Here is a 13,815-nt window from a genome sequence, read left to right on the forward strand (position 1 = left end):
GGGCAGGGTGAGATTCTGAAGGACGAATTCGGTATTTATCCAGATTGACGAGATCTTGAAGAAGAACGAGTGCTTAAGCACCTTTCAACTTCATCAGTTCTCGGTCAACGCGCATATCAGTCCAAGTGATCCCGTAATCTGAAACCAAAAATCGAATCAGGTGATTGTCCCCCAAGCTAACCATAAACGATGCGCTATTCATCTGACCACCACAGGTGTAGCAGGACGCTAAATAGCCTTGATTTTCTAGTACAATTGCCAACGCCTGGAGATTCATTACTAAATCTCTGACAAATTGACGGTGCTCCTCTGCAAGTCGTATAAACACGTCTGTTCTCCAAACACCACTCCTAGATTTTAGAGCTTCTATTCTTTCTTAAAAATTTAATCTTCATGTTTAAATATAAATCAGGATAGAATCGGGGGATTTTTATAAAAAATAGACTCTTGTCAATCTTTTCGTTAATCTCTTGCCTTGTTCTATCCCAAAATCAACCTATCGGTCAAGGCAAACTGGCTCCCTTGTCACAATTTTCATGAGTCAAGGGATATACATTAGTAGTTTCTATATGTTTATCGAAATTCTTTAACTAACCTAACTACGAGTTAAAGTAAAACCGATAGTTCCGTGTGATTAGGGAGTCGCACGATGTTAATTTACTTGCCACCAACCAAATCCAGGTCCTATAAATCTCACCGTTAGCCAGAAGACAATCATAAAGACAATACCAGCCCAAGCTCCCCTAGTGGTCCATTTAACAAACTGCTCACCCTGACTTTTAGTTATCGGGAGCCATGGAAATATGTTGGCTTCTTTCCCGTAGTCTTGTCCCAGTGCTGCTTTCCGGCGTTTTGCTTCACCCATAATCGTTCTTAATCACTCAGTGATAATAATAACCTATGCATTTAACAATGGTGGGCATTAGCAGAGCAGGTGTAGAATTTCTTAACTTTAGGGCATGATCAGCCTTGGCAACCTCAATAAATTTACGCTTGTCGCCAGCCAACAGTACCAATCAAGGCTGCCCTTATCCCCCCTTAATAAGCTCACAGGGGTAGGTTTTTAACAAAGACGTGAGGTGTGGGGTGTGGGGTGTGGGGTGTGGGGTGTGGGGTGTGGGGTGTGGGGTGTGGGGTGTGGGGTGTGGGGGATAAGACAATATACTTAATTGTCAGCCATGCAAAGCGCGAGTGGGGGAAACCCCCGCGTGAAGGCGCAAATCACGCTTGTCGTTGTCTTGATCCAAAGCGCGAGTGGGGGAAACCCCCGCAGGTCGGCACTGCCTCCCCAAGACCGTAATGGTGCGCTTACAGTCGTCGAATTAAATTCGCCACGGGTCGCCCTCTGCATCGCTTGTCTGTACCCCCACACCCCACACCCGTTCCCCCTACACCCCACACCTGAGGTCAAAGTAAAAAAGCTACCCTTATGAGCAAAGATCGGGGGGCAGGAAAAAGGCAAAGGGATTGGGTGAATTTCTTCACCCTGTTATGGGTGTGGTGCCACCTTTTACCTTTTACCTTTTTCCTTCAAACCTGTACCTCTTCCAGGATCAATTTAGAACGCTTGAGTTCTTCTGAAAGGGCAACAGGGTAATGACCTGTGAAACAAGCAGAGCAGAAACTCTTGGAGTCTTTCCTTGCGGCTAGCATCATTCCCTCCCAACTCAGATAATTGAGGGAGTCCACACCAATATAATTGGCTATTTCTGCGACTGACTTGGTGGCGGCAATCAGTTGCTCTTGGTTATCGGTGTCTATTCCATAGAAGCAAGGATGAGTGACTGGGGGCGAGGAGACTCGCATATGTACCTCAGCTACACCTGCATCACGCAAAGCTTTGATAAGTTTGCTGCTGGTGTTTCCTCGAACAATGGAGTCATCTACTAGTACCACTCGTTTACCAACTAAGACATCTTTGAGGGGATTAAGTTTCATGCGGATACCAGTTTCTCGCATAGTCTGAGTGGGTTGGATAAAAGTACGACCCACATAGCGATTTTTAATCAGTCCCTCTCCGTAAGGAATACCAGACTCTCGGGAAAAACCGATAGCTGCCGGGATACCAGAATCGGGTACAGCAATCACCATGTCCGCATCTGGTTTTGACTCTCTTGCCAGCTGACGCCCTAGGCGTAACCGATAGCTAAACACAGTTTCATCATCCATGACGCTATCAGGGCGAGCAAAGTAAATCATCTCAAAGATGCAAACTTTGCGCTCTGGCTTTTGACTCCAGTCGAAGGAAGCAATCCCTTGGTCATTAATCCACACTAATTCTCCCGGTTCCACATCCCGCAGATATTCAGCACCGATAATGTCTAAACCACAGGTTTCTGATGCCAGGACGTAGCCCCCAGAATTGCCACCTAAGGTGCCAATCACTAGAGGGCGAATGCCATTCCGGTCACGAACACCCATTAATCCATCCGGTGTGCCAATGACTAAACTAAACGCTCCTTGGCAAGATTGAAAGGCACTCATTGCTGCCTCCAACCACCCTTTGCCATGGTTAACCTCTGCAGCGATCCCTAGGGCGATTAGTTCGGAATCCGTGGTGCTCCTCAAGTTAGAGTTATGCTTGAGTAAATCATCACGTAATTGAATAGTGTTGACCAAGTTACCGTTATGAGCCAAAACCAAGGGTCCTAAGGTAGTTTCCACCACGGCTGGTTGAGCATTGGCGATTTGGCTAGAGCCAGTGGTAGAATAACGATTATGACCAACGGCAATCTGACCAGGTAGCTGATCCAAAATTTCTTCATTAAAGACCTGGGAGACTAGCCCCATATCCTTGTAGACATGCAACTGCTTGTCATCAAAGGTAGCAATCCCTGATGACTCCTGACCTCGATGCTGTAGGGCAAATAGACCAAAGTAAGTCAGCTTAGCGACATCTTGCTCTGGTGCATAGATACCAAAGACTCCGCAAGCTTCCTCTGGCTTGTCCAAGCGCTGGAGATAGTTATCCTTGGACTGATTAAAATTTTGGTCAGAGGAAAGGGATTGGTTGGACATCATAACTATTATGGGTTGCTCCTAATTGCGGAATGAAGTCGGTAGAACCTAAATCCCAAGGGGATTGGTTTTGTATATTTAATTAAACTTAATGTTTCCTTAACGATATCACCTATACGATATTATTGTGGGTTAATGTCAGCAATTGCTGGATATTCCTATAGCGGTTACTGCATTTTGCCCCCCGAAACCGAAGCTAAAACATAGGGCTTGCCTGACTTGGCACTGACGCGCTATAGTTACGAAATCCAAATCCCATTCCGGTTCCCTCAACCCAATACAAGGGGGTAAGACTTGGTGTTTTAAAGCCATTAAACTAAAAGCAGTACCAATGGCTCCAGAGGCACCAAGAGTGTGACCGGTGGCTCCTTTTGTAGAACTGATTGCCACCCCTTGGGGAAATAGCTGCTGAATCAGCTCCGCTTCATTCTGGTCATTGAGTTGGGTAGCGGTACCGTGGGTATGGATATAATCAATATCTGTAGGAAATAGATGGCTGCGGTCTAGACATTGTTTGATAGCTGCGATCGCACTCTGTTGATCCCGATTAGGTTTACTGACATGATAAGCGTCCGAGGTTAAGCCAAACCCCAATAATTTTCCATAGATAGGCGCTCCTCGACGACGAGCCAAATCCTCTGACTCCAATACCAAGACAGAACCTCCCTCTGCCAACACCAAGCCTTGACGTTGCTTGTCAAAGGGGTAAGCACCAGTTTTTGCTAGAGCCCCCATTTTAGTAAATCCGGCTAGGGTTAGAGGAGTAATTGGTGCTTCTACAGCACCAGCAATGACTCTTTGGCATTGACCGGTTTGAATCAATTCAAATCCTTGAGCGATCGCCCAAATTCCTGTTGCACAAGCTGCCATTGGTGCTAGTGCTGGCCCATAGGAACCAATGTAATGGGCAGCAGCAATAGCCGGTTGATGGGGTAGAGTGTCTAACCAATGCTCTAGAGTTAAGATCTCCTCATTTAAGATATCAAATCGGGGATACTCTGGTTCGGTGTCGAGTTTCCTGTGACTAGTTATATTTTCCTGGGCTAGTTGTTCCCAAGCCGCCTGACAGCTACGACTAGAACCAATCACCACCCCACAATCCTTGAGAGGCATGGTTAAGTTAGCATCTTCAAGAGCATCTGCTACAACCTGGTAGGTCAGCTGTTCAACAGAAGCTGGTGTTTGACCAATCATAGCCAAAGGTAGAGGTGGTAAATTGGCAAAGGGTCGATACCACCTAATAGCCGACTCACCGTTTAGCAAATGCTGCCAACTGGGTTTGAGGCGACCTAAAGCAGATACTAATCCAATCCCAGTAACACATACCTGCACGGATTCGTTTAAAGATCGTTAATCGTTATCTTAAGGTTTCTTCAGGTTTTCGATGCCTTGAGTGACTTTGACTGATTCAATGCGATCGCCTTGCTGAATTTTGTCTACCACATCCATACCTTTAGTGACATAGCCAAATACAGCATAGTCCCCATCCAAGAAAGGCAGGTCTGCTAGGGCAAAGTAAAACTGTGAAGAGGCTGAGTTTGGCATTTGGGAACGAGCCATGGCTACAGCACCACGAGTATGATTCAACTGAGGACTACTACTAATTCCGGCTGTCTTAAAGGTTTTGCTGTATATCGGTTCCTTTGCCCCCTTCGGCTTAATTTCTAATGGAATGTAGCGAGTTTCGTTCGTTTGTGGATCGATGAACCCCCCTGTGCCCAGACGCTCTACTGGGAATTTTGGGTTTTTTCCTTGGGGATCACCACCTTGGACAACAAATGGTTGAGGTTCCCTTACCACTCGGTGAAACACTAGTCCGTCATAAACACCCTTTTGAACGAGGTCTACAAAATTGCCAGCTGTAATCGGGGCATTGGTGCCATCAACTTCAATAGTAATCGGTGAGCCTTTTACCCTCAGCTCAACAGTAGCTTTTTTGTCTAGTCGGGGTAAATTGCTGAATTGGGGATTGCTGGTGGTCTCAGCAGGAGTAGGGTTGTTTTCGGGAGTTGATGATTCCGTTGAGTTCGACGTTGAGCCACTGCATCCTGCTATTACCAGAGCTAACACTACTAACATCACAGATAGCCAGCGCCGGATATTCTTACTCATGCTTAGTTTAACTAGATAGTTTATACTTGTTTACCTTTTCAGTTTCTGTAGCCTATACTACTTATTTTTTTAAGAAGCTTTATTTAAACAGCTTTGTTTGAACAGCTTTATTTAAACAGCTTTGTTTAAGCAGGAAGCAACTTGATAAGGGAGTGGGCCACCTGGTAATTTACAACCCTTCCAAGGGAACTTCTAAGAAACGAGCCAGCTCTGCTCCCTGATTTTCTAATTCCGAAAGGGAAATGGGTTGACCGACACGAGTTAGAGGAACTTCCCGACGATCCTTGGTGCGGACGTAGAGGACTCGGCGTGGATTTATACCCTCTTTGATGTCTACTCGAATCGATTGCACATCTTCTGTACGGCAACTGAATTCGACTTCACGGTTTTTACCGGGAAAGCCAGACCGCACTACTCTGACCATACCTGTTTCTTGGTTAAATTCATTGTACCCTCCACCGATATCCCAATAAACGGTTAGCCATAGGTAGAGAGATAGCAACAGCGCAGCAACGCCATAGAACCCCATTGCTACTCCCTGAGGGATAAAAATTAGGTTGGTTGCATCTCCAATCGGGAGTAGATCCATGTTGAGATAACTCGAAAGCCCTGCGAGGAAAAAGCCTATACCTCCTATGGATACAGCTGCTGCCACTAAATAGTTGCTCAAACGGCGAGAGCCAAGAACCGATTGTCGAAGTACCAGGTTTTCCAGTTGGTTGGTCGATGCTGCCATGAGAAGATGTGGTTGCCTCTATGAAATCTGACTTGACAATAGTGCTGAGGAGCGAGAGTACATAGCGCAAGTTATGGATACTCCAGCGAGCTCATCTAGAACTAGTATCACATTTTTGACCAAGACAGGGAAATTATGTAACTTTTGACACTAAATATAAAAAAAATCTGAGGAGTATGTGTAATTTTGTAAAATTTTTGGTATTTATTATTATTGTATGTAACGTTTGTAACCCAACTCTCCTTATGGGAGAATAAAGTGAAGGGTTAAACGGTGTGATAGTTTAAGAAACATTAAGTGACCACAGCCTAACCTTATAGCCTGTGGCATCCCGTTAAAAGACCATCCTGTAAGAGGGAAGTGACTTAAACTCACTGAAATCTAAGGGAAATCTACCTGTAAAAGGGTAGGAGTGTCGCTAAAAAGACGTAAAAACGTCCCAATTTTGAATCCTTGCAAATCGTTATATGTATGAGGATTTGAATCTATGACAGTAGCAGTAGGACGCGCCCCCAGCACCAGAGGATGGTTTGACATCCTTGATGACTGGCTCAAGCGCGATCGCTTTGTATTCGTCGGCTGGTCCGGCATTCTTTTGTTCCCCTGTGCCTACATGGCTTTAGGGGGCTGGCTAACTGGTACCACCTTTGTTACCTCTTGGTACAGCCACGGCTTAGCCTCTTCTTACCTAGAAGGCTGTAACTTCCTGACCGTAGCAGTGTCCTCTCCTCCCAACAGCCTGGGACATTCCCTGCTGCTGTTGTGGGGTCCAGAAGCTCAAGGAGACTTGACCCGCTGGTTCCAACTAGGAGGGTTGTGGAGCTTCGTGGCATTCCACGGAGCGTTTGGTCTGATTGGGTTCATGCTGCGGCAATTTGAAATTGCTCGTCTAGTAGGCATTAGACCCTACAACGCGATCGCATTCAGTGCGCCGATTGCAGTATTTGTCAGCGTGTTCCTGATGTACCCCTTGGGACAGTCGGGCTGGTTCTTTGGTCCTAGCTTTGGGGTAGCAGGTATCTTCCGTTTCATCCTGTTCCTGCAAGGCTTCCACAACTGGACACTGAATCCCTTCCACATGATGGGTGTGGCTGGGGTACTCGGTGGTGCTCTGCTATGTGCCATTCATGGGGCAACGGTGGAAAATACCCTGTTCCAGGATGGAGATAAAGCTAACACCTTCCGGGCGTTCAATCCGACCCAAGCGGAAGAGACCTACTCCATGGTCACTGCTAACCGCTTCTGGTCTCAAATCTTCGGAATTGCTTTCTCCAACAAGCGCTGGTTACACTTCTTCATGTTGTTTGTGCCAGTAACCGGCTTGTGGATGAGTGCAGTAGGAATTGTAGGTTTAGCATTGAACCTGCGAGCCTATGACTTCGTGTCCCAGGAAATCCGGGCAGCAGAAGATCCAGAATTTGAAACCTTCTACACTAAGAACATTTTGCTGAATGAAGGTCTCCGGGCTTGGATGGCTCCGGCAGACCAACCCCACCAAAACTTTGAGTTCCCTGAGGAGGTACTACCGCGTGGTAACGCTCTCTAATGTTGGTATGGTTGCGGGCAATCGCGACCAAGAATCTTCCGGTTTCGCCTGGTGGTCTGGTAATGCCCGTCTGATCAACCTCTCTGGTAAGTTGCTGGGAGCTCATGTTTCCCATGCTGGCCTGATCGTTTTCTGGGCTGGTGCAATGACCCTATTTGAGGTTGCTCACTACATTCCCGAAAAGCCTGTGTTCGAGCAAGGATTAATCCTAATCCCTCACATGGCTACTTTGGGTTGGGGTGTTGGTCCTGGTGGCGAAATTATTGACACTTTCCCCTACTTTGTGATTGGTGTTCTACACCTGATTTCTTCTGCCGTATTGGGCTTCGGCGGTATTTATCACGCCGTTCGTGGTCCTGAAGCCTTAGAAAGTTATTCTAACTTCTTTGGTTACGACTGGAAGGACAAGAACAAGATGACTAGTATCATCGGGTTCCACCTGATCATCTTAGGATTAGGTGCCTTCTTGCTGGTGATCAAGGCCATGTTCGTCGGCGGTGTTTATGACACTTGGGCACCTGGTGGTGGTGCGGTTCGTTTGATCACCAACCCAACCCTGAATCCTGCTGTGATCTTCGGCTACTTAGTCGATGCTCCCTTCGGTGGAGAAGGTTGGATTATTGGTGTCAACAACATGGAAGACATCATTGGCGGTCATATCTGGCTTGGTCTGATCTGCATCTTTGGTGGTGTATTCCACATTCTGACTAAACCCTTCGGCTGGGCTCGTCGTGCCTTTGTCTGGTCTGGAGAAGCTTACCTCTCCTACAGTTTAGGTGCCTTGTCCATGATGGGCTTCATTTGCTCTTGCTACGTGTGGTTCAACAACACCGCTTATCCTAGTGAGTTCTACGGCCCTACCAATGCTGAAGCGTCTCAAGCTCAGTCTTTCGTGTTCTTAGCCCGTGACCAACGTCTAGGTGCTAACATCGCGTCTTCCCAAGGTCCTACTGGTCTGGGTAAATACCTGATGCGCTCTCCTACTGGTGAAATCATCTTCGGTGGTGAAACCATGCGCTTCTGGGACTTCCAAGGTCCGTGGTTGGAGCCTCTACGGGGTCCCAATGGTCTGGATGTTAACAAGCTCAGAAATGACATTCAGCCTTGGCAGCTACGTCGTGCTGCTGAGTACATGACCCATGCTCCTAACGGTTCCATCAACTCTGTAGGTGGCATTATTACTGAGGCAAATTCCTTCAACTATGTCAACCCTCGTGCTTGGTTGGCTAGTTTCCACTTTGTAATGGCCTTCTTCTTCCTAGTTGGTCACCTCTGGCACGCTGGTCGCGCACGGGCTGCTGCGGCTGGATTCGAGAAAGGTATTGAGCGTGAAACTGAGGCAGTACTTAGTATGCCTGACCTTGACTAGGTGATTTTATTGAGTGAATAACTCAATGGTAAATCAGCCTAAGAAACGCTAATTAATGGCTAATTAATGGCTAACTAATAGCTAAGTGATTTTTACAGCTCCTGTATTCTACAGGAGCTTTTTTTTGGAACATTGTTCTGCATAACTCTTGTCTAAGTTGCTCATCGATGTATGCAGGTCATGAGTAAGCTCTGCAGCTCCTTTTTTAACTGACTTGGTAGAATAATCCCCTACACTAATCGGAGATCCAACAGTTATTGTGACATCACAACCCCATTTAGGGATAGGCTGGCTATAATTAAGACTAATCGGTACTATATTGAGACCAATACCAGGGTGAGATGATTCTACCTGCAAGGCAATACGAGCCATACCCGGTTTTAAGCGGTTTACTTTACCATTACGGAAGATATTGCCTTCAGGAAACATTACCAGTGCTTCGCCATTGCTCAGGAGTTCCACAGTTTGACGGATACTGCTAACTCCTCCACGTCCAGTATCTACGGGGAACCCTCCTACACGACGGATCAACCAGCCCTGTATGCCATTCATTTCATCGGCTGAGACCATATACCGCAAGTCACGTCCGGTTACTGGTTTACCAACGGCGTAAGGAACTATTAACGCATCCCAACGAGAGCGATGGGTGGGAGCTAAAATAATAGGACCAGTCTTAGGAACGTTTTCTTCCCCTGTTACGGTAAGTTTACCAAAATGAAACGGAATAACAACACGCCGTGCTAAGGGATAGATAATGTTAGTTAACCAGTGGCAAATACCAGAATCTACAGGTATGACTTTCATGGCGTTACCATCATCAGAAGTGGGTTTTAACGTTGTTGTCATTGCTCAATCGTACTTACGGTAAGTAGAGCTAAACTATCAAGGATCAAGGGTTTTTCCTAAATCCTTAACCTTCACTTCTACTGTATGTGGTTTCAAGATCAATATCTGACACTAACGGGACACTTCTTTTGGTGTCATGCGCTGATATGTTCGCTATTGAGAGTAAAGGTATTAATGCCATTGCTGAAGTTAACTTGCTAAAGTTAATCAGTTTGAGGGGTAAGGGAGCAGGGAGCAGGGAGTAGGGAGTAGGGAAAGAGAGGGAAGTGTTGGAAGTGTGGGTAGATTGGGAGTCAGATCAGCAACTCCATGAAGACTGCGGAGGTACAAAGAATTTTTGCCCAGGTTCGACTTCCCTGTTCTTTCTTTCCTGTTCCCTACTCCCTACTCCCTACTCCCTAAAACCCCAAGGGTGTAAGCAACTGACCCAAGGTCGAACTGCTATTGTCTTTTGCGTCGCTGGGTAAACCAAGATTGCAACTGTTCCCGACAAACGGATTCCATAATTCCCCCTATGACTGGTAAGCGATGATTAGAACAAGCACTATCAGGAAGATTAGCAACGGTGCGAATGCTGCCAGTTTTAGGATCATCCACACCATAAACCAGAAGACCGAGTCGTGCTAGGATAATCGCTCCGGCACACATGGGACAAGGTTCTAAGGTAACGTAGAGAGTGCAGTGATTAAGATGCCAGGTTTGCAACTTTTTACCAGCAGCACGGAGTGCCAGGATTTCGGCATGAGCAGTGGGGTCTTGGTCCCGCTCTCGGCGATTCTCTCCTGTCGCAATTAACTTACCTTCACTGTCTACAATCACCGCACCCACTGGTACCTCACCCGCTTCACCAGCTTTCTGGGCAATTTCTATGGCAACACTCATCCATTTGCGATGGATGAGATAGGAGTTATCAATCGGGTTAGGTACTTCCATTCTGGGGAGTAGGGAGCAGGGAGCAGGGAGTAGGGAGCAGGGAGCAGGGAGTAGGGAAAGAGAGGGAAAGAGAGGGAAGTGTGGGGAGATCGGGAAATAATAATTAAGGATTAAGGATTAATTGGTAATTGCTATTTTCAATTTTAAATTGTTGATTTATATACAATTTTTTGAATTTATAGTAATTATTTTACGGGAGATTTTTTATGAAACTAATTAGTTTTATAAACAGGTATTATTTCCCTACTCCCTGCTCCCTACTCCCTACTCCCTACTCCCTATTCCCTGTTCCCTGTTCCCGATTCCCTACTCCCTAATCCCTATTCCCTATTCCTCAAAACTAATTATTCCCTCTTCTACGCTAGCGATTTCGTAGCCAGAGGTTGGTAAATATCTGAGGTCAAAGGTGTCACCTCCGGATAGTTTCCAAATTTTGTAATTGGAAAAGGTTAGGGGAATTCCTGGTTCACATTCTTCTGGTCGATGGTCACCTAGGACAAAATAGGCTGCGCCTTCTCCGATCACTTCAGCGTAACCGTTGTAGTTTACAACTACTGATGTGGCTTCGTCTACTCCAATGCCTAATACCTCTTCTGCGTCAGTATCTTGGAGCTGGCGAGCAATGAATACCATTAGGCGACCCATGCGCTCTCGTTCGCTAAAGTGGGTATCGACAATTACTGATTTTAGGTCTCGCCATTCAAATAGATAATTAGTCAAGCTAATGTAATTGTCATAGGGGTCATTGAGGGCTTCATCGGAGCGGATTGAACCTTGACAAGCATCATAGACAAAACTACCTTGAATCATGGCACCAGCACTGGTTCCACCAATAGCGCCACCTTTATCAAGGACATAAGCGATCGCATCATGAAGGTCTGTGTCCAGGAAATTCTCAACGTAGTCGCACTGGTCACCACCGGTAAAAAATAATACTTCAGCGTTTTCCACCGTAGCCACCACATCCGGTCGATTAGCGTCATCATGGCTATCGAGCACTAGGGTTTCTACAGAATTAACCCCGTCCATGTCATAAATTGCTTCATTGTAGCCATCGTCACCAAAAGACCGGATTACGACTACATCAACTGTGCGATCGGCGAAGCCGCGCCAAAGGCGATCGCATTCGCTGCAATCCCTAACTTGGTTAATCATCCACTGGATCGCTTGATCGACATCAGGACCACCACCACCTAAATCAAAGGCAGGGCCATCTAAAGACAGATCAACATTAGGCGATTCACTAATTTGATAGCGCTTGACCGTAGCAGCTGCAGGTAATGCTACTACTCCCAGCATGATCACGAAGACTAAGGCACTAATAACTAAACGTTTCACTATTGTTATTCACCCTGAAAGCTTAACCAATCAACCTTAACTCTTCTATTCCGATCTTGCACTAAGTTGAAAAGTTAACTTTAAAGGTAGGGAACAGGGAACATCGGAGATCCCCCTAAATCCCCCTTAAAAAAGGGGGACTTTGAGTGCGGATATCCCCCTAAATCCCCCTTAAAAAAGGGGGACGAGCGAGTATGGCTCCCCCCTTTTTTTAAGGGGGGCTGGGGGGGATCATAATCTTGCGGAAAACTTTGAAAACCCTCCCTAGGGGGGCAAAATCATACCCATAATCAGCAACCCTCTCTGTTCCCTGTTCCCGATTCCCGATTCCCGATTCCCGATTCCCGATTCCCGATTCCCATTAGCTCGCTGCCTGAGTTAACAAAGATTCCAATTGTGCCTTAGCGTCTAAATCATACAACTCATCGCAACCGCCAATGTGTTGGTTATTGATAAAAATTTGGGGTACCGTTCGGCCTCCGTTGGCTCGTTCTGCCATCTGGTTTCTGGCATTGTCGTCCCCATCGATTTTATACTCCGTGTAGTCAACCCCTTTCCACCATAGCAATAGCTTCGCTCGGATACAGAAGGGGCAAGCTTGCCAGGTGTAAATTTCCACGTTGGCTTTCATCTGTTCTGGGTTGCGTCCTAGGATGGGATTGAGAAAATCCAGCATTGTTGGTTAATCCTATTTTGTTGAATCCTAGTTAAAGATATAGCATGGTTACAGGATAGTTTAAATTAAGAAAAAGGAAAGAAATAGTATAAGTTTTTGTATTATTATAAATCAGTATTTGGTTTGATTATTTGTTTTAAAATACTATCTATAAATGGGTGTAATGATGGTTACAAAAACAATATATAAATAATTGCTAAAATAGTTGTTTGTAACGCTTTTTAATTCTGATCTAGGGCCACCACCGACTCACATCCTTAATCCCTTCAACAATTGCAGCCAGAGCTTCTTTGCCTCCCAAAGAGATAATAGTTGGACTGAGATTAACCAGGTCTTCTAAGAAGTGCTGGCGATCGCGACAAGCCAAGGTGTGAAGAAACTCTTGCCAAAGGGAAACGTCCTCTTGGAGGGAAAAGTGGGGATTTTCGATTAGTCCACTGAAGGTTATGGCTCGGTGATACTCAGACTGAATTGCCCGTGCTGTTTCTAGGACTTCTGAAAGTAGGCTTTCTGGGCAATCTGCTGCTAGTTGTCTCAGGGAATCGGCTCGCTGTCTATTATTGGTAATAGCTCGTGCGGCTTCTAGGGCTTCTGGGAGTAGGTTTTCCGGGAAATGTCGTGCTAGTGCCCTCAGGGCATGGGCTCGGTCTCTATTATTGGTAATGGCTTGTGCGGCTTCTAGGGCTTCTGGTAAGATTTGAGGGAAATGTGGTGCTAGTTCTCTCAGGGCTCTGGCTCGGCTCCAATCGGTAATGGCTGTTGCGGCTTCTAGGGCTTCTGGTAAAATTTCCGGCAACTGTGGTGCTAGGTTACTCAGGGCATGGGCTCGCTGTCTATTATTGGTAATGGCTTGTGCGGCTTCTAGGGCTTCTGGGAGTAGGTTTTCCGGCAACTGTGGTGCTAGTGAGCTCAGGGCATCGGCTCGCTCCCATTCATCGGTAATGGCTTGTGCGGCTTCTAGGGCTTCTGGTAAGATTTCCGGCAACTGTGGTGCTAGTGAGCTCAGGGCATAGACTCGGTCTCTATTATTGGTAATGGCTTGTGCGGCTTCTAGGGCTTCTGGTAAGATTTCCGGCAACTGTGGTGCTAGTGAGCTCAGGGCATGGGCTCGCTGTCTATTATTGGTAATGGCTTGTGCGGCTTCTAGGGCTTCTGGTAAGATTTCCGGCAACTGTGGTGCTAGTGAGCTCAGGGCATGGGCTCGCTGTCTATTATTGGTAATGGCTTGTGCGGCTTCTAGG

Annotated in this window: 12 protein-coding genes and 2 pseudogenes; 3 read left to right on the top strand and 11 right to left on the bottom strand. The window is 46.4% G+C overall.

From position 1 onward, the window contains the following. Nucleotides 1-76: 76 nt before the first annotated feature. The 6 genes and pseudogenes from F6K52_RS20715 to F6K52_RS20740 all read right to left on the bottom strand — a co-directional run. A pseudogene (locus tag F6K52_RS20715) lies at nt 77-328 on the bottom strand (DUF1815 family protein); the annotation flags it as partial. A 324-nt stretch (nt 329-652) separates the two neighbouring features. Next, nucleotides 653-865 (bottom strand): DUF2839 domain-containing protein, encoded by a 213-nt coding sequence (locus F6K52_RS20720; protein ID WP_293081871.1) that lies wholly within the window; start codon nt 863-865, stop codon nt 653-655. A gap of 665 nt (nt 866-1,530) precedes the next feature. Then, on the bottom strand, nt 1,531-3,021 hold the full coding sequence (purF, locus tag F6K52_RS20725; RefSeq protein WP_293081874.1) for an amidophosphoribosyltransferase: 1,491 nt from the start codon (nt 3,019-3,021) through the stop codon (nt 1,531-1,533). Between the two features lie 135 nt (nt 3,022-3,156). Further along, nucleotides 3,157-4,350 carry a beta-ketoacyl-ACP synthase gene (locus tag F6K52_RS20730; protein WP_293081877.1) on the bottom strand — a complete coding sequence of 398 codons (1,194 nt, stop codon included), beginning with the start codon at nt 4,348-4,350 and terminating at the stop codon, nt 3,157-3,159. A 30-nt stretch (nt 4,351-4,380) separates the two neighbouring features. Beyond that, nucleotides 4,381-5,130: a peptidylprolyl isomerase gene (locus tag F6K52_RS20735; protein WP_293081880.1), complete on the bottom strand. Its 750-nt coding sequence runs from the start codon at nt 5,128-5,130 to the stop codon at nt 4,381-4,383. Between the two features lie 169 nt (nt 5,131-5,299). Beyond that, nucleotides 5,300-5,866, bottom strand: coding sequence for a photosystem I assembly protein Ycf4 (locus tag F6K52_RS20740; RefSeq protein ID WP_293081883.1), 567 nt, complete (start codon nt 5,864-5,866; stop codon nt 5,300-5,302). A gap of 487 nt (nt 5,867-6,353) precedes the next feature. On the opposite strand from F6K52_RS20740, the gene psbD reads away from it, so the two are divergent. Together psbD and psbC are read left to right on the top strand one after the other, a co-directional pair. Beyond that, nucleotides 6,354-7,412, top strand: a complete 1,059-nt coding sequence (psbD, locus tag F6K52_RS20745) for a photosystem II D2 protein (photosystem q(a) protein) (RefSeq protein ID WP_293081886.1) — start codon at nt 6,354-6,356, stop codon at nt 7,410-7,412. Further along, entirely contained in the window at nt 7,396-8,781 is a 1,386-nt protein-coding gene (psbC, locus tag F6K52_RS20750) for a photosystem II reaction center protein CP43 (RefSeq protein ID WP_293081889.1), read from the top strand. The genes psbD and psbC overlap by 17 nt, the downstream gene beginning before the upstream one ends. A gap of 108 nt (nt 8,782-8,889) precedes the next feature. On the opposite strand, the gene F6K52_RS20755 is transcribed toward psbC, so the two are convergent. Next, the gene (locus tag F6K52_RS20755; RefSeq protein ID WP_293081892.1) at nt 8,890-9,627 is read right to left on the bottom strand and encodes a 1-acyl-sn-glycerol-3-phosphate acyltransferase; all 738 of its coding nucleotides are present in this window, start codon (nt 9,625-9,627) and stop codon (nt 8,890-8,892) included. A gap of 266 nt (nt 9,628-9,893) precedes the next feature. Here F6K52_RS20755 and F6K52_RS20760 point away from each other — a divergent pair, with 266 nt between their 5' ends. Then, nucleotides 9,894-10,094: a hypothetical protein gene (locus F6K52_RS20760; RefSeq protein ID WP_293081896.1), complete on the top strand. Its 201-nt coding sequence runs from the start codon at nt 9,894-9,896 to the stop codon at nt 10,092-10,094. On the opposite strand, the gene tadA is transcribed toward F6K52_RS20760, so the two are convergent. From tadA to F6K52_RS20780, 4 genes and pseudogenes are all read right to left on the bottom strand, one after another. Continuing rightward, nucleotides 10,069-10,560, bottom strand: a complete 492-nt coding sequence (gene tadA / locus F6K52_RS20765; protein WP_293081900.1) for a tRNA adenosine(34) deaminase TadA — start codon at nt 10,558-10,560, stop codon at nt 10,069-10,071. The genes F6K52_RS20760 and tadA overlap by 26 nt on opposite strands. A gap of 327 nt (nt 10,561-10,887) precedes the next feature. After that, nucleotides 10,888-11,898 (bottom strand): Type 1 glutamine amidotransferase-like domain-containing protein, encoded by a 1,011-nt coding sequence (locus tag F6K52_RS20770; protein ID WP_293081904.1) that lies wholly within the window; start codon nt 11,896-11,898, stop codon nt 10,888-10,890. Between the two features lie 361 nt (nt 11,899-12,259). After that, nucleotides 12,260-12,574 (bottom strand): glutaredoxin 3, encoded by a 315-nt coding sequence (gene grxC / locus F6K52_RS20775; RefSeq protein WP_293081907.1) that lies wholly within the window; start codon nt 12,572-12,574, stop codon nt 12,260-12,262. Between the two features lie 232 nt (nt 12,575-12,806). Continuing rightward, nucleotides 12,807-13,815, bottom strand: a pseudogene (locus tag F6K52_RS20780) (hypothetical protein); the annotation flags it as partial.

Source organism: Moorena sp. SIO3H5 (genome assembly GCF_010692395.1).
Taxonomy (GTDB): domain Bacteria; phylum Cyanobacteriota; class Cyanobacteriia; order Cyanobacteriales; family Coleofasciculaceae; genus Moorena.

Coding starts and splice junctions, on each gene's coding strand:
- grxC (WP_293081907.1), bottom strand. CDS start 12,574: ATGCTGGATTTTCTCAATCCCATCCTAGGACGCAACCCAGAACAGATG.
- purF (WP_293081874.1), bottom strand. CDS start 3,021: ATGATGTCCAACCAATCCCTTTCCTCTGACCAAAATTTTAATCAGTCC.
- F6K52_RS20735 (WP_293081880.1), bottom strand. CDS start 5,130: ATGAGTAAGAATATCCGGCGCTGGCTATCTGTGATGTTAGTAGTGTTA.
- F6K52_RS20755 (WP_293081892.1), bottom strand. CDS start 9,627: ATGACAACAACGTTAAAACCCACTTCTGATGATGGTAACGCCATGAAA.
- tadA (WP_293081900.1), bottom strand. CDS start 10,560: ATGGAAGTACCTAACCCGATTGATAACTCCTATCTCATCCATCGCAAA.
- F6K52_RS20720 (WP_293081871.1), bottom strand. CDS start 865: ATGGGTGAAGCAAAACGCCGGAAAGCAGCACTGGGACAAGACTACGGG.
- F6K52_RS20740 (WP_293081883.1), bottom strand. CDS start 5,866: ATGGCAGCATCGACCAACCAACTGGAAAACCTGGTACTTCGACAATCG.
- psbD (WP_293081886.1), top strand. CDS start 6,354: ATGACAGTAGCAGTAGGACGCGCCCCCAGCACCAGAGGATGGTTTGAC.